This is a genomic window from Dyadobacter sp. CY351, assembly GCF_021502625.1.
Lineage (GTDB): Bacteria > Bacteroidota > Bacteroidia > Cytophagales > Spirosomataceae > Dyadobacter > Dyadobacter chenhuakuii.
The window spans coordinates 178,380-200,319 of the sequence record NZ_JAKFFU010000015.1; the positions used below are offsets into that span (position 1 = coordinate 178,380).

Sequence of the window (21,940 nt, forward strand, 5' to 3'; positions counted from 1 at the left end):
TCAGAGGCTTAACCCGCCATCAACATTAATATTCTGGCCCGTGATGAAGCGCCCGGCTTCGGAACACAATAAAACGGCCATGGCAGCACAATCCTTCGGGTCACCAATCTGGCCCGAAGGCGTTTCCAACCGCTTGTTAATCCTTTCTTCGACCTCCGGAACATCCTGTTCGAGCCGTGGCGTTCCGATGACGCCAGGGGCCAGATTATTAACGGTCACGCCTTTGTCTGCGAACTGCATGGCCAGATTTTGCACCATATTAAGAACAGCCGATTTTGTAGCAGCATAAACGAGCATGGAAGGATGCGGCCTTGTTTGCTGTACGCTGCCTAATGTCACAATGCGTCCCCAGCCATTCTGGATCATCAGCGGAGCGAATTGCTGGATAAGCAAGAGCGTAGACCGGAAGTTGGCATTAATCTGTGTGTCAAAGTCCTCGAAACGAATTTCATCCCAGTTCTTCGGAATCTGGACAGAAGCATTCAGTACGAGAATGTCCACATGCTGTCCATTTTGTTTAGCATGATCAAAAATTTCAGAAGCAACATTGGCCTTTGCAAGGTCCGACTGGACAACGGAACATTTGACCCCCAATTCCCTGATTCTTTCTGCCACTTTTTCGGCCTCATCTTCGTCGCTCCTGCAATGCAGAATGACATTTGCGCCGTATTCGGCCAGGGCCAGTGCAATGCCTTCGCCGATTCCCTGGCTTGAACCGGTTACCAGCGCAGTTTTTCCTTTTAAGTTGAAGTTTTCAGAAATCATAACGTTCGTGTATTAAGACGTTCGTGTTTAAAAACTCCCGAAAACAATATTTTCATGCCAATGTTGCTGGCCCATGCCCTGCAAATTGGCCAAAAAAATGCCTGCCCGAAAAATCAGGCAGGCTCTAACAACGGTTGTTTTCTTTAAAAATCCGTATTTGGCTTATCCAGGGATTCCTCTTTTATCCAGATATTCCGATAGTAAACATCATGACCTTCGGATTGCAGTTTCAACCCGCCCGGTGTGTCTGTAATGCCTTTTCCTCCATCATTTCCACCATCGATTCCGGAATTAGGACCACCCCAAACCTGGCTGATCTGCTGATTGGTATGAACCTTTTTACCATTGAAATACAATGTTACCATAGGCTTTTCAACCAGCTTGCCTTCCTTAAAACGAGCCGCCCGGAACAGAATGTCATAGGAATTCCACTTGCCTATGCCATTATAAGCGGCATAAGGTGACCTGGACTCATTGATGACCGCAGCCATTCCGTGAGACGTGGTATCGCCATCCAAAACCTGGATTTCGTAACGGTTTTGTAAATAAACGCCGCTATTGCCGCCTTCTTTAGTAATAAGGAATTCTACATGAGCGCGAAAATCCTTAAACTGCTTTTTGGTAACAATGTCCGCGGAGCCATACTTTCCGCCAGCAGATGCTGGATCGTTGCAGTTGATAACCGTTCCTTTGTCCACCGGATCGTTTACTACGGTCCATTTGATAGGAGGCTTGGCCGAAAAGCGCGGGCCTTCCCAGTAAATCCACTTCTCATCCAGCATTTTGCGGCTGCCGTCCATGAAAACCTCCGCACCTTTCGGCGCCTTCGTCCCAACGCCCACCTGTGCATGAGACACCGCCACAAATGCAAAGGCAAGTAAGCCCTGGACTGTAACAGCCATTTTTAGTCTGGAAAAAATCTGCTTCATATAGAAGATGTTAGTGATTGAAATCGGTTCGTGCCAGTTTTAGTCTGGCATTGTTGATAAGGCTTACTGAATTTGTAAATACTCTTTTTGCGATGTCTTTTGTTACGATGTAGAACAAAAGCCACATGTAACCTGACGTATAATAACGTAAAAATCAGTCGGTTCCACACTCACAGCTCTTTCAGGAATATAATCACGCATTTCGCTGATGGAACGGTTCTTTACTCTGAGCGCATAAATTATTTAAGTAGATGTTGAACTATTACGAGGAGAGAGATGATGAACAGCACACATACCAAAAGAAGCGTCAATACCGTAACGAGTGTATTTGCGACCAGAACAGATGCGGAAAACGCATATAAGGCATTGTTAAAACTTGGCTATGAAGCGGAGGAAATTACGCTGATCATGTCAGAAGAAACGAGCGAAAGACTTTATCATTATCATGATAAAGACTATGACGATAAAAGAGAATCGGGTTTAGGAAAAGGTAAAAAGCTACAGGTAACCAGGATCTCGGATGCATTGGATGTGTTAGGTAGGTTTGTGGCGATTCCGGGACTGGCACTTGTAGTGGCAGGGAAATTGGACGAAAGAGGTCAGCGAGCTATTGCAAGCACTGTTTTGTCGGACGAATATGCGACCTATTTCCAGAAACGCATTCAGGAAGGCGAAATCCTGATCGATTTTGGCTTACATAATATTAAGGAACGCAACCTGATTATGAACCTTTGGGAAAATTACGGCGGTTATTCGCTGGTCCGCAGGGTCAACAACGCAGCATAAGGGTGTTTTCAAATTGAAAAGCCGTGCAGGATTTCCTGCACGGCTTTTTGTCTTATAGTTTCTCCTCAAAAAGCTTTAATATCCGCTTATATTCATCCGTCCAGGACGACGCTTCTACAAAAGCGTGGTCTTCCATGGGGTAGGAGGCTAGTTCCCAATTGTTTTTACCCAGTTCGATAAGCCGTTGTGAAAGTCTGACAACATCCTGATAATGGACATTTACATCCACCATTCCGTGGCACATGAGCAAGTGGTTTTTAAGACCGGCTGCGTGGTATATCGGTGAGCTTTTTCGGTAAGCGAGGCTGTCGGATTGCGGTTCGTTGAGAATGTTGGCTGTGTAGGGATGATTGTATGCAGCCCAGTCCGTAACCGGGCGCAATGCTGCACCGGCAGCGAAAATATCGGGCGTTGTAAAAAGGCCCATTAATGTTATAAAACCCCCGTAGGAACCGCCATAGATTCCTATTTTCTTTGGATTAACCCCATAATTTTTAACCAGCCATTTAGCACCATCCGTGTTGTCTGTGAGATCTTTACCTCCCATAAAGCGGTAAATGCCAGTGCGCCAGTCGCGACCGTAACCCGAGCTTGCCCGGTAATCGAGGTCAAGCACGGTATAACCCTTATCCACCAGCATGTTATTGAACATATATTCCCTGAAATACTGGCTCCACCATTTGTGCGCGTTTTGCAAATAACCGGCTCCATGTACAAAAATGACCGCTTTGCCATTTGATTTTTTAGGTTCGTAAACCCTTGCATAAATGTCCTGTCCGTCGGTTGCCTTAATAGTGACCACTTTTGCTTTGCGCCATGGGTAAGACAGGAATTCGGGAGATGTGGATCTGGTAACCTGCTCTGAGTTAACGCTTTTCGTATTTGCGTCTGGATTATCCATTACAAACAGTTCCCAGGGAACATTGCTCTGCGAAGAGCGAACAGCGAGTTTGGTCTCGTCAGGCGATAACGTTACTTCGTGCGCGCCGGTCTGCTGCGTAATGCGGGTGCGCGGTCCGCCCGTTACAGACATTTTATAAAAGTGCTGCTCTCCCGGATGTACTTCGTTGGTTATGAGGTAAAACGATTTTTTGTTTTTTGATAAAACGACATTTTGTATTTCAAATTTCCCACTGGTAAGCGCCGTTTTCTTGCCGCTGACAACATCCAGACTGTAAAGATGCGAGTAACCCGTTTCCTCACTCTGGAAGTAAATGTTGTTATCATCAATAAAGCCAATTTCTCCCGAACTCATCGGATAACCGCCAATGCCCGGCCCGCCGATCCAGGCCTCATCCCGCTGGCGATCCAGCAATTTCAATGTTGCAGTTTCGGGATCAAGCGCCATGATCCAGCGGTCCTTGCCGTCCAGCGAACGGACAACCACCACTGCATTTTTGCTATTATCCGACCAGAACGGCCCGTTAATGATCACGTCCCGCTCTTTACCTTTTTTCCAGGCGGAATCCAGTTTGGGATAATCTTTCAGATAATCAGGCTTGTCACCGATGCCGGGAATGTTCTTTACTGCAACTTTTAATGTTGTATCTTTTTTAATATTATAAACCCAGAATTCGGATTGCGAAGCCGGCGCGCCGACTTTGGTTCTGGCATCGATATCTTCTGTAAAACCGGATTCAGTGACGTAATTGGGGACAATGGTCGACTTTGCGGAATTGTTGGGTTGCATCAACCGGTAAGTAATGAACTGCCCATCCGGACTGATTTGCTGGCTGGAAACGTTCTTTTCGCCCAGGTAAATTTCTTTCGGATAAGCTGCCTTTTCGGCATCGGTTATTTTTTTGCCCGCATCTTTCTTCTCTTTTCTTTCCTTCAAAACCTCGAACATTGCGAGCTGATCGTCTTTCAAAAATTTTTCGTGGCCTTCTGGTTTGCTATCGGCTTTCTTTGTGCCGCTCTTAAAATCAGTAAGTTGGCTCAGAAGCCCGCTGTCTGGTGCAATGCTGAACAGGTTCATTCCACGTATAAAAACCACGCGCTGGTCATCGCCACTGAAAGCTGGATTACTTTCCCGCTCGACAGTGTTAGTAAGCTGTCTGATTTTGTAATCTGTAGTTGAGATCAGATAAATGTCCCCATTCTTTTCGTAGAGCCGCTGCGTTTTTTGCTTGTTAAAAACATCACTTTTACCGGGCAATGTTTTGCGAATAGCTGGGGCTATCTTGCCGATTTTTTTCGAGGTCAGATCATATCCATACAGCGAGTCAGCCGCATGCTTATCCGGATTCCAATTGAAATAAATCGTCTTGCTATCCTCAGACCAGCTAATGTCGCTCGGAGATGTTCCGATCCATGTCTTAGGATCCCGCATAATCTTCTCAACCGTAAGCGGCCCGAGGGTTTGGGCTTTTGATAATCCTGTAAATAAACAAACAGCTAGTAAGGTAAAGCGAAAAAATGGCAGCATATGAAATTGGACTTTGGGAATTGCAGCTTAAAGATAATGTTGTTATGATACATTGAAGAAAGGCACTCAAAGTTAAGGCTACAAATGCTATTTTTGGCGATTACCATTCACTCACGTATGAAAATTTCTGGCTGGATTGCTTTATTGATTGTTGTTTTGTTTCAGTTTGGGTGCTCGGATCAGAAGTCGAAATTACCGGATAAAGGCGTTAGTTATCAGCTCAATGAGTGGCGGAAAAGTACGATTGACAGCATTGATTATAACATTCAGCTTGATATTCCAAGTAAGAAAAGTGAGCAGATAAAAGGCATTGAAACAATTTCTTTCAACCTGAATGCGCTCGATTCGGCGCTGGTTTTGGATTTTAATTCCGATAGCACACACATTATTTCTGTCCAATCCGAGGGCGACGAAATCGAGTTTGAAGTGGCCAACCAGCACATTATCATTCACCCCGAAGGATTAAAAAAAGGAAGAAATACATTGACGATCGGCTTCATCGCCGGTAACCTTTCCCTGAACAGGAGCGACGAATATCTCTACACGCTTTTCGTTCCCGACCGCGCTTCGACCTGTTTTCCGTTGTTTGATCAGCCCAATTTAAAGGCCACATACAGTTTAACATTAAGTGTGCCCGACGGCTGGGAAGCGGTTTCGAACGGAAGTTTGAAGTCCAGAACGTCGAGAAGCGGCAAATGTGTTTTTCAATTTGCGCAAACCAAGCCCATCAGTTCCTATCTGTTTGCCTTTGCAGCCGGCAAGTTTTTTAAAACCGAAAAAACAGTAAAGGGCAGGGCAATGACCATGTATTACCGAGAAACGGATGCTGCCAAAGTGAACCGGAATAAGGATGAAATTTTCGATCTGCACGCCAAGTCGCTTTCCTGGCTGGAAGATTATACGAACATTCATTACCCTTTTGGAAAATTTGATTTTGTCCTGATTCCCTCATTTCAATATGGCGGGATGGAGCATCCGGGTTCTATATTTTACAATGAGCCGGCGCTGATCCTGGATGAAAATGCGTCGGTGAATGAGAAAATGGCGCGGGCGAGTGTCATTGCGCACGAGTCGGCGCATATGTGGTTTGGCGATCTGGTAACGATGGACTGGTTCAATGATGTGTGGCTGAAAGAGGTTTTTGCCAATTTTATGGCTGCAAAAATCGTCCATCCAAGCTTCCCTGAGATCAACCACGAATTACGTTTCCTGCTGGCACATTATCCGGGCGCATATGAAGTGGACCGGACGGCCGGCACAAACCCCATTTTGCAGTATTTGGGTAATCTTAAAAATGCAGGGACATTATACGGAGCCATTATTTATATGAAAGCACCCATCGTAATGCGCCAGCTTGAACGGAAAATAGGAGCGAAGCTCATGCGCGAGAGCCTTGGGGAATATCTGAAAACCTACTCATTTGGAAACGCCCATTGGGATGATCTGATACAGATTATTGATAAAAAAACGCCGCTCAACATTGCGGATTGGAGCCAGGTGTGGGTAAAAACGCCGGGTATGCCCGAGTATCAATATGCTTCCAGCGAAGGAGCCGGGAAGTACATTCAAAAACAAGATTCTGTCTCGAACCGCACTTGGCAGCAGCCGGTTGGACTGAAAGATTTTGAGATTAGGGGCCAACATTACCGCTTCCCGAATCCGGATGGCACTGCATATGGTTATTTCAAGATGGATAGTGCGAGCACCGATTACTTTTTTCGGCATTATAACCAATCCGGTGATTCTGTTTTGTCAAAGCCCGTTTTCCGCGGAGCAATGCTTGTGAACATTTGGGAAGGCTTTGTACGTGGCGAAGGCCCGGCAGCTAATCAGCTTTTGCGTAATGTGCTGCACACATTACCCAGGGAAAAAGATCCGTTGCTCACCGATTATTTGCTGGGGCGGTTGCAAAGCCTATGGTGGTCATTCTTAACCGATGAAAGTAGAAACAGATATCAGTCGGAGGTTGAAAAAGTGACCTGGGATTTACTCAATTCGACAAAGGATAAGGGAATCAAAAAGTCATATTTCCGCACATTCAAACGTATTGCGCTCAGTGATGACGCCTATCGAAAAATGGAGTCGCTATGGACTAAAAATTTGGTAATTGAAAACCTAACATTGTCGGAGGAAGACAATATTTCACTGGCTTATGAGCTGGCTATCAGGGGAAAGGGAGATGTAAAGGCGATTATGCAGACGCAACTCGATAGCACCAAAAATCCCGACCGAAAAACGAAAATGCAGTTTGTCATTCCTTCGTTGAGTCAAAGTGAAGCTGAGCGTGATGCGTTTTTTGAATCTTTGAAAAAGCCGGAAAACCGTGAAAAAGAAGCCTGGGTGCTGGATGGGCTATCAAATCTGCATCATCCATTGCGATCCGCCAGCGCTATCAAATACTTGCGGCCGTCGCTGGATCTGTTGCAGGAAATCCAGCTCACAGGCGATATTTTCTTCCCTACGCGCTGGACTAACACCACGTTTTCAGGACATTCGTCTAGGGAGGCGACCGACATTGCCGCAAAATTCCTTAATGAACATCCGAATTACCCTTACTTCCTCAAAAACAAGGTGCTGCAGGCCATTGATATGCCGCAAAGAGCTGCGAGGTTGAAGCAGTAATAAAGGCGTTATGCACAACGTTACATCCCTCCGGGATTTTGTTTAATGCGTATGACGTGTTGCTACCAATATGTCATCCTCCGGGATTTTGATTTAATGCGGATGACCTGTTGTTACCAATATATCATCCCTCCGGGATTTGTTTCATACGGATGACCTGTTGCTACCAACATGTCATCCCTCCGGGATTTGTTTAATGCGGATGACGTGTTGCTACCAATATGTAATCCCTCCGGGATTTTGTTTAATGCGGATGGCCGGTTGCTACCAATATGTCATCCCTCCGGGATTTCGGTTAATGCGGATGGCCTGTTGCTACCAATATGACATCCCTCCGGGATTTGTTTAATGCGGATGACGTGTTTCTACCAATATGTCATCCCTCTGGGATTTTGTTTAATGCGGATAACTTCTTGCTACCAATATGTCATCCCTCCGGGATTTCGGTTGATGCGGATGACCTGTTTTTACCAATATGTCATCCCTCCGGGATTTTGTTTAATTCGGATAACTTCTTGCTACCAATATGTCAGCCCTCTGGGATTTTGTTTAATGCGGATAACTTGTTGCTACCAATATGTCATCCCTCCGGGATTTGTTTAATGCGGATGACGTGTTATTACCAATATGTCATCCCTCCGGGATTTCGGTTGATGCGGATGACCTGTTTTTACCAATATATCATCCCTCCGGGATTTGTTTAATACGGATGACCTGTTGCTACCAATATGTCATCCCTCCGGGATTATGTAAATCGCGGAGCGATGGAATATTGGTAGAAAAAAGCAGTGACGGCCTGAATAAAATCCCGGAGGGATGCAATGGCAAGCCCTATGCACAATCATTTCCCTCAGCCGGAGCGTACTTAACAAGTTGGGGCATCATTATGCATAACCTCACATAAACCGGGCACTATTTTTTTGCATTTAAAGTAAAAAAATAGACGCTATGGAAAACAAACTTTTTGCGACTGCCTACATCCGGGAGTTGGAGGCAGAGTACACTTCCACTAAAAAGTGCCTGGAAAGAATTCCTGAATCAGCTTATGGTTTCAAACCGCATCCCAAGTCGATGGAAATGGGTTACCTGACGCTGTTGGTAGCCGAAATTCCTTTGTGGGTGGCGGTGATGGTGGAAGAGGGCGAAATTGATTTCGTAACCTTCAAACATCTTGAAACCAGGGAAAGAAATGCCGTGGTAAGGCATTACGACGAAAGCATTGAGCGCGCAAAAACCGCGCTCCAAAATGCTACGGAGGAAAGTCTGGCGAAAGAATTCCGGCTGATGAACAATGGCCACCTTTTATATGCGCAGCCCATGATTGAAGCCATCGGATCGACGATCAACCATTGGGTACATCACCGCGGCCAGCTCACGGTATACATGCGGTTGAACGACATTGCAGTTCCCTCGATTTACGGACCGTCTGCGGATGACAAGAACTTTGGTTAAACGCGTTCAAAACGTTCTTTTTTTAAATCTTCCAGAATCTCTTTGGTTGATTCAAAACCCGTATGGTGAAAAGCTCGTAACCCGAGCTTTTTTGCCATATTAGCGAACATGATCCGGTCGTCGAAATACACACATTGACTCGGCGTGGCTTGCGCTATGCCCATGGCCAGTTCGAATATCCGTGGGTCGGGTTTGCGCATTTTTACTTCACAGGATGAAATGAAAGCGTCGAAACAGGTGTGCAGTTTGAATTTCTGGACGCGGTAATCATTCAATTCCTTGCCTTCGTTATTGATTGAAATAATGCGAAAGCCGCAGTCCTTTTTCCATTCTTTCAGCCAAGCGAGCATTCCGGGAAGCTCCACGGATTGCGAATACATAAATTCCTTAAAATCTTCGCGTACAAAGTCCCTGGGATGATTGAAGATCACCGTGTCCAGATATTGATCCAGATTAATGCTGCCGACTTCGTAGACATTGAAAATGAAATTATGAAGCTGGTCCATTTCCTTGTAATCCAGCCCGAATTTCTCTGCGGCCAGGATGCGGGATTCATGCCCCCAGCCATTGCTGAGTAATACGCCGCCAATATCGAAGAAGAGAATTTTTAGATCACTGATTTGCATTGCGAAAGGAATTTGCCGTTAACAGTTAGTCACGCCTGCAATATATAAAATATGCTATTTCACATTGCGTTTTGCCCAATTGAAAATGGTGGAATACACTTCCTCCCGCACGGGTTTCCGCGAGAGAATGAGGTCATGCATGCCGCCCTGGATCGCCTGAATGCTGTATTGACCCACAATATTTTGCGCCTGCCGTGCGATTTCCTCCACATTCAGCACTGCGTCGCCGGTAAACATGACGTCGCTCCATTTTTTCTCGTCAATCGATTTTGCCGAGTGAAGAACCAGAACGGGTTTGTCGATCTGCAGTCCCTGAGATAATTTGAGCTGGCCCAAATGTATAGCCCTTATCCAGCCGAAATTAACAGGTGGGGCAATATGTGGTTTCCAGCCCAGATTGTAAGTCCATTCACCATGTGCGTCTTTATGCAAACTTTCTCCATATAAGGGACTTAGCCCTGCGCTAATGGTTGTTTCGGGGTGCTTTTCCGCGCGTTTTACAATGACAGGAATTGCGGTTTTCTTTAAAACGGATTTTACATTTAAATCAAAAAACGGACTGTTTAATAAAATCGCGTCGAACATTTCTTTCCCATTCCGCTCTGCTGCGTATAGCGAAATGATCAATCCACCCGTTGAATGGCCGCTGAGGAGAATTTTCTCCGATCCTTCGGCCTTCATAACACTTAAAACGGTGTCGATATCAGCAAAATACTCGGACAGGTCGCGGACATTGTTGAACTTTTGATTGGCCAGAAAAGAGCGCCCGTATTTGCGTAGATCAACGGCGTAAAAGTTGTAGCCTTCCTGAATGTAGCGCTCCGCCATTTCTTCCTGGAAAAAATAGTCGTTGAAACCATGCACGTAAAGCACGGCCTTGTTGCTTTTTTCAGGGGTTTGTTTCTTAATAATGGTGCACGTTACACTGCCCTCGTAATCAGCAAGTTGCACAATGGTCGCCTGTTTGAATCCATTGCCCAGTATATCAGCAAAATAGGTGACCTGTGCGTGTGCGGAACCGATACCGACGATGGTCAGGGTTAGATAGAAGAGCAGGGTTTTTGATAAAGAATGCATCAATTACTCGATTTTTTTAAGTTCAGCACCGCGGTCGGGTTGTAGGTTTACATTCAAGAACTCCGCATTGGTGTTATTTTCAATTGTAAATCCTTTGGCAAAATCAATTTCAACGATTACTGCGTCTGTATCAAATTTGAAAATATGTCCCCCCGCTTTGAGATCGTCCGCAATATAATGCAAATGAAATCCCGGAACATTGGTTCTGGCCAGATAGGGCGGGAGCAGGAATCCAACGCATGTGCCGGTTGTGTTATTGTAGTTGAAAAGTTTCTGATGCTCACCCAAATGGGCCGGCAGCGTAGTATAGGGTGGTTTCGCCGGACTGGCGGCCCGGGTGGTCATTTTCGAGAATGTTCCGGTGATTTTAATTGCGTAAATGGTGTTGGCGTTCAATTTCTCTATGAGACGCTCCTGCAATTTTTCGTAAGTCAGATTCGGTTCTTTCAGATAGATCGTCGTATCTGCTTTGAAAAATTTGACAAATGCGGCAGAGGTGCTGTCGCTGTCGGGAACCTCTTTCACACTGCCGTCTGAGCTCATTTTGTAAACTTTACCTTTGAGCATAATTAACTCGCCATCCACTTTATTAAATGTACCCACGCCAAAATCGCCTTTCGGTTTCAGGTTTCCAATGGTAAGGTCGCCATCAAACACACCGGCCATCAGCGCATCAATAATAGAGTATTGATACATAAAATCCTGCTCGGAATGAGCTCGCGAACCAGCCTTTCTGGCAGATTGACAGCAGCTCAAAAAAACGGAAAGAATGCACGCGGACAGAAGGGATAGTATACTGCGTCTGGTAAAAATGTTCATCATGAAGGAATACAGTGATCGTTAAATTTAAGGCCTTTCCATTCAGCAAAAGTGCAAAATTAATTTCTGTATGCCCGATACAATTCCTTCTACTATATTGTAATATGCCGCTGTAATTGATGGATTTACCATTTTAGACTAAAAAAATATATACATTTTGAGAAATAGTTTAATAAAATTGTAAATCTTACATGTTCATTGAGATTTTAAAATTGTGTATTGCAGATGGCTAAGTTAACTGATAAAAAAAAGACAGACTCGACTACTGACCCCACTGAAAATAAGGTGGACGTCGCACGGGATCACGGGCTGAACGCAGTAGAAACTGTTAGCCGTTTTACTGACTTCGATATTCACCTTTTTCGGCAGGGCAAGCACTTCAAGCTCTACGAGAAGCTGGGCTCTCACGTAATGGATTATAAGGGCGTAACCGGAACCTATTTCGCAGTCTGGGCGCCTAATGCCGCTAATATATCGGTTATCGGGAATTTTAATGGCTGGAATAATGCCACGCATGTGCTGGCACCCCGATGGGACAGCTCGGGGATTTGGGAAGGCTGGATCCCGGACGTTGGCGTAGGAGAGGTTTACAAATATTATATAGTTTCCCAAAACGGCGGCGCACAGGAAAAATCAGATCCGTTTGCCCTATGGTGCGAAGTTGCGCCGCGGACGGCATCTATAGTCTGGGACACCTGGTATGAATGGGGAGATTCGGACTGGATGAAAGTCCGCAAGGAAAAAAATAAGCTGAATGCGCCAATTTCAGTATATGAAGTGCATTTGGGTTCCTGGCAACGTGACCCTTCGGATCCTGAAAGATATTTGACCTATAAGGAGATTGCGGTAACGCTGGTTCCTTATGTAAAGGAAATGGGCTTCACGCACGTGGAACTGATGCCGATTATGGAGCATCCTTATCCGCCTTCCTGGGGCTATCAGATTACCGGTTACTTTTCATGCGCATCCCGGATGGGAACGCCCCAGGAACTGATGTATCTGATCGACCAGCTTCACCAGGCTGGAATCGGCGTTTACGTGGATTGGGTCCCTTCCCATTTTCCAGGCGACGCGCACGGACTTTTCCGTTTCGATGGCACATCTCTTTATGAGCACGAAGATCCGCGAAAAGGCTATCATCCTGACTGGAAAAGCTACATTTTCAATTACGGACGCAATGAAGTAAAGTCGTTTCTGATCAGTAATGCCATTTTTTGGCTGGATCGTTATCATACCGACGGCTTGCGGGTGGATGCCGTGGCATCAATGCTTTATCTCGATTATTCAAGAAAGCACGGCGAATGGATCCCGAACGAATTTGGCGGAAGGGAAAACCTGGAAGCTATTGCATTACTAAGAGAAATGAATGTTGCCGCCTACACGGAGTTCCCTGACATTCAGACCATAGCAGAAGAGTCAACCGCATTTCCGGGCGTTTCCCGTCCTGTTTTTGTTGGCGGACTTGGTTTTGGGATGAAATGGATGATGGGCTGGATGAACGATACATTAAAGTATTTTGAAAAGGACTCCGCATTCCGCAGATGGCACCAGGACCAGCTGACATTCAGCCTGGTGTATGCTTTTTCTGAAAACTATATGCTGCCGTTTTCTCATGATGAGGTGGTTTATGGCAAGAAATCGCTGATTAATAAAATGCCCGGCGACGAATGGCAGAAGTTTGCGAATCTGAGACTGATGTTCACCTATATGTTCACGCATCCGGGAACAAAACTCATGTTCATGGGGTGCGAATTCGGTCAGACATCCGAGTGGAATTTTGAACAAAGCCTTGACTGGCATTTGCTCGATAATCCAAATCATAACGGCATGAAACTGTGCGTAACAGCGCTAAACAAGCTGTACAGAACCGAACCGGCCATGTATGATTTCTCTTTCTCGCACGACGGGTTCGAGTGGATCGATACGCAGGACAGGGAAAATTCAGTGCTTGTGTTTGCCAGAAAAGGCACAGATCCGAGTCAAAACCTGGTTGTAGTGCTGAATCTGACACCCATTCCACGCAAAGGTTACCGCGTAGGCGTGCTCACAGCAGGCAGCTGGCAGGAAATATTCAACTCTGATCAGGCGGAATTTCAGGGCAGTGGGGTTGTTAATGTAGGTCCTGTAACCTCAGAAGCACATCAATGGCATGGCAAAAGCAATTCCGTCATCCTGGATCTGCCGCCTATGGGAGCCATCGTTCTCAAAAAAAGTGCACCCGCACGAAGCATATAAGTAGTATTTAACCGTTTACATAAATTGTAGATTACTTAGGCAGAGAAGCAGATCTCTGCCTTATTTTTTTGTACATTTTTTTACCTTTGCCCATCACATCATTTAGAAATCAATGAAAAGCTTCCGATTAATAGTACTTTTTATTCTTGTTGGTTCAATCCCGGGGTTTACACAAAGTCTTTCCCGTGTGACGTCAGGTATTGATCTGGGAGTGGGATATCAAAAAGACGAATGGGTGCCGGCAGCTTTATATCACCAGGAACTAAGTCTGGCCAATTTTAAATGGTTCAGAGTAGGCTGGGGTGTCAGGACATGGGGATATTACGCCGGCAGAACCAATTTGACTCCAAAAGACAATGCATTATCACGTGATACGCTGGAATTTGGCCGGCTAACTGCCAACGGAGCGAGCTTTGTACTGGGTGCAAATGTTAAGTTATGGCGGTTTGACATTGGTGCAAATACAGATATTTTCGGAATAGCAATCGGGCTGAGGAGAAAGGGATTATATACAAAACCTGGTTTTTCAGAAGGAGAGGGCGCGAAATATTACAATGCCTATGTGAGAAGCAATCCGGCCACACTCAACTTCCTGCCGCTCGCGCTGGACAAGCAGAATGGTCAGTCGGAAATATTTTTACGCTACTGGATCACCGACCGTTTCGGCGTGAAGCTCGGTTACACCGTCGGACGCATTACCTACGCAACCGAAGCCAAGCTGGACAACGGACAGAAACGTTTCAGTAAAACCTACGGCGTTCCCTATTTTGCGTTGTCATTTCCATTGTATAATTAATCAACGCACGCATTCGTCACCCTATGAGCGAAAGGCTTACAGATTCTCATAAATACAAGCTTTGGAAAGGCAAGCTCGAAACGAACGGTCTTGACATTCACCGCGTAGACGAGCTATACAGCCGCAGAAACGGCAAAGGAGAAGTTCTGTTCTCATTGCTCTACACCGACGCAACAACGCCCGAAGGCAATAAAATTCCACCGATATGCTTCCTGAAAGGCGAAGTGGTTAGCGTCCTGATTTGTTTTATTGACATTGCAAGCCGGGAAAAATACCTGTTGCTCGTTCAGCAGCGGAGAATTTGCGACGGCTCTATGACATTTGAACATCCGGCCGGAATGCTCGACAGCGAAAGCGATGCGGCGGCTGTTGCAGCAAGGGAAGTTTTCGAGGAAACTGGCATACAGGTTGATAAGGAGCAGCTCGTAAAAGTAAATGACCAACCCTTTTACCCATCCACGGGCACCAGCGACGAGGCAATGTACATGTTCTACTGCGAGCTCGAACTTAGCTCCGAAGCCATCCAGTCTTATCATAATCAGACGCAAGGATTACTTTCGGATCATGAATATATCAACACCCAGGTTGTCCCGTTTGCAGAAGGCCACAAGCTGATAACAAACGTGAATGGCATTTTACTTAATTACCTGTATCTCAAAGGCGTCGGGGATTGGGATCTTTTAATACAGCTTTAAATGGCGATAACGAAGGATTTTTACAAAACATTTCCTTCGTCAATTGGTCATAATTCAAAATAGGGGCTATATTTGCACCCCATTACCGGCCCCAAGCCACCAGAAGCACCCATAGTTCAATGGATAGAATTTCGGTTTCCGGTACCGACGATATGAGTTCGAATCTCGTTGGGTGCACCAGATAGCTTACCAAAAACAATCAAAACCCTGCAAATCAGTGATTTACAGGGTTTATTGTTTTTTCGAAAGATGTCAAAATATGCAATTTTTAACAAACCTTTGGTGAGCAAATCGAGGCTTGAGTATTATATAAAAAAGTGCTCACCAAACTGCTTGTAAGTAACTGCTCTGCGTTAAGAATGAATGGGTTGCCCGCGACCCGTTTTTTGCTTTTAGTATGGCAAAACTTGAAGTGGATCGGCGACCGCTAGATGACACTGAACTTGCAGCACTTGCGAAAAAGAAGTCTACGAATGAACATCTGCGGAAAGTTCGGGACATTTTCATTTTTTGCTGTTACACCGGGCTGTCTTAAGTAGACGTTCAGAAATTGAAAAGGTCGGAAGTTATTGATGGATGTCAGATATGTAAACCATTGTAATAATTGGCAATATGTCTGACGATAAAACTCGGCAAAAGCGCAGCTAAATAAGTGGCCCTATTTCCAGATATTTAATTAAAGCCGCCAAAGCTTCCGGCATAGTGGCGGATTTTTCCATTGGTTAGATACCAATAATCTAGGCCGCCAGCCTGCGGCGCTTATTCCTTTTCCTTTTGGCAGTTGAGGGCCACTGTTAAAGATGCTTTCTCTTTGGTATAGCCATACCAGATTCTGCGCATAAGAAGAATATGGTTGTATATTAAATTTTCACTCTAATACGCAGTTTCCCCGACGTGGAATGATGTGTCGGATGCAGAAGCACGCAAAAAGCTACGGATTGGATGAAAATGACTTTTCCCGAAATTCATGCAGATCGGCAGAAATCCTATTTAATCCTACAAAGCAGCTAGGTGAAATGGACACTTGTTCGCGTTACTTTTATTGAATTTAGCGAAGAACGAAGCGCGATGAAGGTGAGCCTGGAAGATTGTCTCGGAAGCAAAATCAGTGCTGCGGATATTGCCGGCTTTATGTTCGTGCAATTGACTGACGACACCTATATCCGAAAAGCGCCATTTATTGCCGGGATATAGAAATTAGACTTGCCGGGTTTTCAAAACCTGGCAAGTCTAATTTCTATTATAACAGCCTATCCCCAATAATTTCGGCCGGGTGCATGGCTTTTTCTACCGTGCCGTCGTTTTTTGGAATCGAATAAATACTTCTACTAAGTCTCGCAGACTTTATTTTGATCCCTTATGGAAGGTTAGCTCTTCCCGCATTCTATATCAATCCTGGTTTGCCATTAGTTGCGTTAGAAATTCCTTCGTAATTGTCTTACGGCATTCCCCAAAGCCGGGATTTGATACTGAGCGTAGCTTAGTAAGCCGGGTAGCAAAAAAATATACGTTTCCCTTTGATTCTAAGTAACCAACCCACCAGCCAATATCCTTTTCTCCGACCCTTGTCCATCCTGTTTTGGATCTTAAAGTATGGCTGTCCGTATGCTCTGTAACCATCACTTTCTTTAAGATAGCGATGTTCTGTTCCGAAAAGGGAGTCTTATTCTCATATACATCGATCAAAAACTCAATCTGATTACGAGGAGATATAGCGAATTTTCCAAAATTCCAGAAATCGTCTCCTTGTTCTGAAAGGTCTCCGTTTCCATATTTTGACTTCCGCAAAAACGCTTTGTATTTTTCCCGTCCGACCTGTTTAGCGAGCTCAATAAAGGCCCACCCGGCTGATAATTCAAATGCTTCCTTTACAGAGATGTCTCGGTAAATATCCGGACGATAGCCATACAGTGTGGTATCTGTTGTCCCAGGCCACTTGATGATGTCGTTTTCATTTTCGATTACACCTGTTTCAAGGGCAATCAGTAGATTAATTACTTTAAAGGTAGAAGCTGGCTGGCTACCTTCACGGGAATCAAATTCGTCGGTGGTAGTCCATTTACGGTTGTTATAATCGTAAATGGTCGTGCTCCCTTTCACATTACATGACTGAAAAGGAGTTTCTTGATTTTGTGCAGTGACATCTAATGCAAGGATGCAACTTAAAAGAAGCAATAGAATTTTCATGGCTTATAGCTAATTAAATTAATGGCTGGTTTGATCTTACCTATTCTGAATTATTTTCCCGTCAGAAAGAATTTTTCCAGCCGCTCATTAAAATCTCCCCCTTTGATTCGAGTTAAAATATCTGCAAAAATATTGCGATTTATGTGAAACATTTCCTCTGTAATTGATATAAAGTCGCAATTTTGTTTCATACGAGCCTTCATTTCGACCACTATTATTAGACTATGTCTTTGGATCACTTTGATATTGAAATTTTAGCGATTCTTCAGGAAGGGAATCTTACTCGCCAGCGGACCATAGGAGAGCAAGTCAACCTTTCAGCGGCGGCAGTTAATCGTCGGATCAAGCGAATGGAGGCTGATGGTGTTATTCGGCAATGTTCGCAGTTTGTTTCATGACTCTCTGGCGATCTGATCGAATTGACCTCATTGCTTTCAGTATGGGAGGTCTAATATCACGATACTATCTTCAACGCCTGGGCGGGTTGGCTAAAACGGACCGGTTTATCACAATTGCAACGCCACATCATGGTACGCTTGCTGCCTATTTTCTTCCTTTTCCGGGTATAAAGCAGATGCGGCCCAACAGTCTCTTCCTTATCGACCTCAATGGTAACCTCGAGCAAATGCAGGAATTAGTCTTTGTCTCATATTATAGCCTTTGATCCTTAAAACATTTTACATACAAACTATGAATTAATATATTCATAATACATACATTTACACAATTAATATTTGCAATCCAAAAACTGACCTGATGAAAGGCACAAATCTGGGAGAATTTGAAGAATTGGTGTTGCTGACAATTGCTGCATTAGTGCAAGATGCCTACAGTGTTGCCATTTGTGATGAACTGGAAAAGCATACCGGCAGGGTTTCAAAACTTGGTGTGGTGCATGCGGTACTAAACCGGTTGGAAGAAAAAGGCCTTGTTAAAAGCCGGCTGGGAGAGGCCACCAGCGCGAGAGGCGGTAAACGCAAACGGTATTATGAAGTGACACAAGCTGGCAAGATCGGATTGATGCGGTCCAAAGAAGTACGTGATGGTTTATGGAGAATTATTCCAGGATTTAACATCGAGCCTGCCTGATGAAAACAACTTCAAATAAAACAAGTAACGAAAAAGCACAGCCACCGCGTTGGGCTGAGAACTTTCTAGCCTGGTATTGCCGTCCCAGGATACTGGAAGATCTTCAGGGGGATTTGAATGAATACTTTGACAGAAACTTGCAATCGAAGGGTGTTAGATATGCACGCCTGATCTATATACTTGATGTCCTTAAATTTTTCAGATTCTATACGGTAAAAAAACCTGATTTTCTCAACCTTTTTATACACTACATCATGATTGGCAGCTATCTCAAAACTTCCCGGCGCAGTCTGGTGCGTAACAAACTGTTTTCTTTTATCAATATTATCGGACTGGCAATCAGCATGTCTGTGGGCCTTCTGGTTATTGCGTTTTTAACAGACCTGCTTTCTTACGATAATTTTCATGTAAAAAAAGACCGTATTTACCGGGTGGTCACTAAAAATGAAGTGGATGAACAGCCAGCTATGAATTTTGCCTCCATGTCATTGAAAGCCGGCAAAAAAATCAAGGAGTCTTTTACAGGATTTGAGGACATTACGCTGCTGCGACCGGGATTTTCCACCGACGCAAAGGTCAATAAAACAACGGTTTTGCCTTTTTCTGCCTGGTGGGCGGATGATTCTTTTTTCAAGGTTTTTACTTTTCCGATGCTGGAAGGTGATCCTTTAACCGCATTGCAGGAGCCTTATTCCCTGGTATTGACTGAAAAAACGGCCAAAAAACTATTTGGAGAATCAGGTGCACTGGGCAAATCCGTACAGTTTGATACACTGAATTATACCGTGACGGGAATTATCAAGGATATTCCAAATCTTTCACACCTGCGGTTTGAAGCGTTGGTTTCATTTTCCAGTGTTGAGAATGCAGAATGGTTGGTGAAAGGCGAAAAAGAAAGTTGGGACCACATTTATTCCAATTATGCTTATTTCACTCTACCTAAAAACGGGAATACTAACAGTTTGCAAAGAAATCTGGACCAGCTGTCTGCAAGTGAAAATAAAGGATTAAAAAACAGGAAGATCAGCCTATCAGTTCAGCCGCTTTCAACAATAACGCTTGGTAGGCATTATTCCAATGAGATCGGTCACAGTTTTCCGGTGGCAGTTGCGTGGATTTTGGTAGGACTTGCTTTTGTTGTAATTCTTTCGGCATGTTTTAATTATACCAATCTTTCTATCGCACGTTCGCTAAGGCGCTCTAAGGAAGTGGGAGTCCGCAAAATTGTAGGGGCGCTCAGAAGTCATGTTCTGGGCCAGTTTGTGACAGAATCTGTCCTTATTGCACTTCTGGCACTGATATTTTCCTTTCTGCTGTTTTTGGTGCTTAGGGAACAATTTATGTTACTGGATCAATTCCCTGAAAACCTGGTAGCGCTTGAACTTTCTCCCAGGATCGTTTTTTATTTTATCATTTTGGCCGTTGTGGTAGGCATTTCTGCTGGTTTTTTGCCTGCAATATTCTTTTCCCGCATGAAGGCAATACAGGTTCTAAAAGATGCTTCCGGGCTCAAAGTTTTTCGCCAGGTCAATTTGCGAAAAGTTTTGATATTAGTCCAGTATACCTTTTCGCTGATGTTTATTACGGCCACTATGATTGGGTATCATCAATACAAAGGGTTTCTAGCTTTTGATCTGGGTTTTAATACTGAAAATATTCTGAACATTAGAATGCAGGGTAACAAAAGCGAACTATTGAAAAAAGAACTGGCAGAAATCCCGGAAGTTGGAATGATAGCCAGATCGAACATGATTACCAGCCTAGGTAGTTTATACGGTACATCAATGAAGTATAAAGATCCCAGGGATTCGGCTACGCTGTACCAAAATTTTGTCGATGCTGGTCACCTGCCCCTGCACGGACATAGGTTCCTGGCTGGGGGAAATTTTACTACAAAGCCGTTAAAAGGAAATGAAACGCAGATCATTGTGAATCAACAGGTATTGAAACGTTTTAATATTGCAAACCGAAACCCGCAAAAAGCATTAGGAGAAGTGTTGCAAATGGATGGTAAAAAATTAGCCATTGTAGGCGTACTGAAGGACTTTCATTATGGAACTGTTGAAAAAGAAATTGAACCGACTGCTTTCCGTTACTACGATGAAGAGTCTACCGGGGGCTACCTGAATGTTGCCGTTAAGTCTGCGGATTGGAGTGAAACCCGTGCCCGTATTGAACAGGCCTGGCGGAAAATTGATAAGGTTCATCCGTTGGATGCTAAATTTTATAATGAACAAATTGAACTCGCTTATAGCCAGTTTCTAATGATGGTCAAAATTATTGGGTTCATTACCTTTCTGGCCATTTGCATTGCTTCCATGGGTCTATTCGGCATGGTAGTGTTTACAACTGAAACCCGGCTTAAGGAAATAAGTATCCGAAAAGTGCTTGGAGCCAGTGAAGGCGGACTGGTCTTTTTATTGAGCAAAGGATTTTTATTTCTGCTCGTAATTGCCACGCTGCTTGCAGTTCCTGCAACCTATTTATTCTTTGATAAAATAGTGCTGACAAATTTTGCGTACCATGCTCCGATCAACCTAAATATAATGCTGGCAGGGATTTCGGTGGTCATGTTCATCGCTTTTGTCATGATTGGAAGCCAGACATTGCTCGCTGCCAGGAGTAATCCAGCGAAGGTGTTGAAGAGTGATTAGATTAAACGGTAAGACCGCTCAGTAATAATGCTTCATTCTCTGGGTTGAATTGATCAAGCTTGGTTTTACCACGGCGCGTTGGTCGGCAAAGCCAAATCGAGACGCTGGTATTTTATCCCTTTTTTATCAAGAATATGTAACCGCTTGTGTCTGTCTAAAATTCGGTGGTAAAAATGAACTGTTAGGCAAATTTTACTTTCCATATTTTTCGAAACGTATATCTCCATTTGGTAAGCTTTCAGTGGCAATCCAGGCAAGCTTGGTATAGAAGCCTTCTGCACGACTATTCCTAGCCGTTTCAAGCCATATTTTCGTATAATGATATATTGTACTTCCGTTTAAAACGTCTCCCCTAATCCATTCCAAATACCCGGTGTCGCAAGTTCAACTAAATGTTTATTGGTATCGTAGAAATACAGACTATATCCCTGATTGAAGGAAATTTCACTTTCTATATCGATGTTGCGGCTAGTCAGACGTTCTTTCCAGTAACCAATCGAGCCACTATCAATTGAAAATGCTATGTGAACCGGCCCCTTTCCATCGTGTGCTGGTATAAAGCCCCCTGTCGGGAGCTGAACCTCTTTGAGAGAGCCTTCCTCTTGAAACAGTAGTAACACTTGTTTCCCTGCAACACTTAATGCCACTAACCGTTCTGAGCTAATTAAAACTTCAAATCCAAACAAATCCTTGTAGAATTCGCTGGCACTTTCCAGATCCGGGAAGTATAGTGCCGATTCTAATATTCCATTAATATTTCCTTCCATTTGTTGTCAATTA

Annotated in this window: 19 protein-coding genes and 1 tRNA gene; 12 read left to right on the forward strand and 8 right to left on the reverse strand. The window is 44.3% G+C overall.

Annotated elements, in window-relative coordinates:
* Complete coding sequence (locus L0660_RS24550) at positions 1 to 765, reverse strand: SDR family NAD(P)-dependent oxidoreductase (RefSeq protein ID WP_235161798.1); 765 nt, start codon at positions 763 to 765, stop codon at positions 1 to 3.
* A 143-nt stretch (positions 766 to 908) separates the two neighbouring features.
* Positions 909 to 1,694 carry a DUF1080 domain-containing protein gene (locus L0660_RS24555; protein WP_409013475.1) on the reverse strand — a complete coding sequence of 262 codons (786 nt, stop codon included), beginning with the start codon at positions 1,692 to 1,694 and terminating at the stop codon, positions 909 to 911.
* Between the two features lie 276 nt (positions 1,695 to 1,970).
* On the opposite strand from L0660_RS24555, the gene L0660_RS24560 reads away from it, so the two are divergent.
* Positions 1,971 to 2,480, forward strand: a complete 510-nt coding sequence (locus L0660_RS24560; RefSeq protein ID WP_235161799.1) for a hypothetical protein — start codon at positions 1,971 to 1,973, stop codon at positions 2,478 to 2,480.
* A gap of 52 nt (positions 2,481 to 2,532) precedes the next feature.
* On the opposite strand, the gene L0660_RS24565 is transcribed toward L0660_RS24560, so the two are convergent.
* The gene (locus tag L0660_RS24565; RefSeq protein WP_235161800.1) at positions 2,533 to 4,908 is read right to left on the reverse strand and encodes a prolyl oligopeptidase family serine peptidase; all 2,376 of its coding nucleotides are present in this window, start codon (positions 4,906 to 4,908) and stop codon (positions 2,533 to 2,535) included.
* Between the two features lie 117 nt (positions 4,909 to 5,025).
* On the opposite strand from L0660_RS24565, the gene L0660_RS24570 reads away from it, so the two are divergent.
* Complete coding sequence (locus L0660_RS24570; protein WP_235161801.1) at positions 5,026 to 7,530, forward strand: M1 family aminopeptidase; 2,505 nt, start codon at positions 5,026 to 5,028, stop codon at positions 7,528 to 7,530.
* 948 nt (positions 7,531 to 8,478) lie between these two features.
* Positions 8,479 to 8,982, forward strand: coding sequence for a DinB family protein (locus L0660_RS24575; protein ID WP_235161802.1), 504 nt, complete (start codon positions 8,479 to 8,481; stop codon positions 8,980 to 8,982).
* On the opposite strand, the gene L0660_RS24580 is transcribed toward L0660_RS24575, so the two are convergent.
* From L0660_RS24580 to budA, 3 genes are read right to left on the reverse strand one after another with little or no spacing between them, the layout of a single operon-like run.
* Positions 8,979 to 9,608, reverse strand: coding sequence for an HAD family hydrolase (locus tag L0660_RS24580; RefSeq protein WP_233796276.1), 630 nt, complete (start codon positions 9,606 to 9,608; stop codon positions 8,979 to 8,981). The two genes, L0660_RS24575 and L0660_RS24580, sit on opposite strands and share 4 nt — an antisense overlap.
* Positions 9,609 to 9,662: 54 nt before the next feature.
* The gene (locus L0660_RS24585; protein ID WP_235161803.1) at positions 9,663 to 10,685 is read right to left on the reverse strand and encodes an alpha/beta hydrolase; all 1,023 of its coding nucleotides are present in this window, start codon (positions 10,683 to 10,685) and stop codon (positions 9,663 to 9,665) included.
* Positions 10,686 to 10,688: 3 nt separating this feature from the next.
* Positions 10,689 to 11,381 (reverse strand): acetolactate decarboxylase, encoded by a 693-nt coding sequence (gene budA / locus L0660_RS24590; RefSeq protein WP_233796278.1) that lies wholly within the window; start codon positions 11,379 to 11,381, stop codon positions 10,689 to 10,691.
* Between the two features lie 348 nt (positions 11,382 to 11,729).
* Here budA and glgB point away from each other — a divergent pair, with 348 nt between their 5' ends.
* The 5 genes from glgB to L0660_RS24615 all read left to right on the forward strand — a co-directional run bounded on the left by glgB (position 11,730) and on the right by L0660_RS24615 (position 16,424).
* Complete coding sequence (gene glgB / locus L0660_RS24595) at positions 11,730 to 13,739, forward strand: 1,4-alpha-glucan branching protein GlgB (RefSeq protein WP_233796279.1); 2,010 nt, start codon at positions 11,730 to 11,732, stop codon at positions 13,737 to 13,739.
* 187 nt (positions 13,740 to 13,926) lie between these two features.
* Positions 13,927 to 14,535, forward strand: coding sequence for a hypothetical protein (locus L0660_RS24600; protein WP_235161804.1), 609 nt, complete (start codon positions 13,927 to 13,929; stop codon positions 14,533 to 14,535).
* 23 nt (positions 14,536 to 14,558) lie between these two features.
* Positions 14,559 to 15,230, forward strand: a complete 672-nt coding sequence (locus L0660_RS24605) for an NUDIX hydrolase (protein WP_235161805.1) — start codon at positions 14,559 to 14,561, stop codon at positions 15,228 to 15,230.
* Between the two features lie 105 nt (positions 15,231 to 15,335).
* Positions 15,336 to 15,410 (forward strand) — tRNA-Arg (locus tag L0660_RS24610).
* 831 nt (positions 15,411 to 16,241) lie between these two features.
* Complete coding sequence (locus tag L0660_RS24615) at positions 16,242 to 16,424, forward strand: hypothetical protein (RefSeq protein WP_235161806.1); 183 nt, start codon at positions 16,242 to 16,244, stop codon at positions 16,422 to 16,424.
* Positions 16,425 to 16,619: 195 nt separating this feature from the next.
* Here L0660_RS24615 and L0660_RS24620 read toward each other — a convergent pair whose 3' ends face one another.
* Positions 16,620 to 17,417 (reverse strand): penicillin-binding transpeptidase domain-containing protein, encoded by a 798-nt coding sequence (locus L0660_RS24620; protein WP_235161807.1) that lies wholly within the window; start codon positions 17,415 to 17,417, stop codon positions 16,620 to 16,622.
* Between the two features lie 224 nt (positions 17,418 to 17,641).
* Between L0660_RS24620 and L0660_RS26415 the strand changes: the two genes are divergently transcribed.
* The 4 genes from L0660_RS26415 (at position 17,642) to L0660_RS24630 (ending at position 21,160) form a co-directional block, all read left to right on the forward strand.
* Entirely contained in the window at positions 17,642 to 17,815 is a 174-nt protein-coding gene (locus L0660_RS26415) for an Lrp/AsnC family transcriptional regulator (RefSeq protein WP_409013477.1), read from the forward strand.
* Positions 17,812 to 18,081, forward strand: a complete 270-nt coding sequence (locus tag L0660_RS26420; protein WP_409013479.1) for an esterase/lipase family protein — start codon at positions 17,812 to 17,814, stop codon at positions 18,079 to 18,081. Before L0660_RS26415 ends, L0660_RS26420 begins: the two co-directional genes overlap by 4 nt.
* A 92-nt stretch (positions 18,082 to 18,173) precedes the next feature.
* A complete protein-coding gene (locus L0660_RS24625) occupies positions 18,174 to 18,506 on the forward strand; it encodes a PadR family transcriptional regulator (RefSeq protein WP_235161808.1) in 333 nt (110 codons plus the stop codon).
* Positions 18,506 to 21,160, forward strand: a complete 2,655-nt coding sequence (locus L0660_RS24630) for an ABC transporter permease (protein WP_235161809.1) — start codon at positions 18,506 to 18,508, stop codon at positions 21,158 to 21,160. Before L0660_RS24625 ends, L0660_RS24630 begins: the two co-directional genes overlap by 1 nt.
* Positions 21,161 to 21,498: 338 nt before the next feature.
* Here the strand turns inward: L0660_RS24630 and L0660_RS24635 are convergent, their stop codons facing one another.
* Positions 21,499 to 21,927, reverse strand: a complete 429-nt coding sequence (locus tag L0660_RS24635; RefSeq protein ID WP_235161810.1) for a VOC family protein — start codon at positions 21,925 to 21,927, stop codon at positions 21,499 to 21,501.
* Positions 21,928 to 21,940 lie beyond the last annotated feature (13 nt).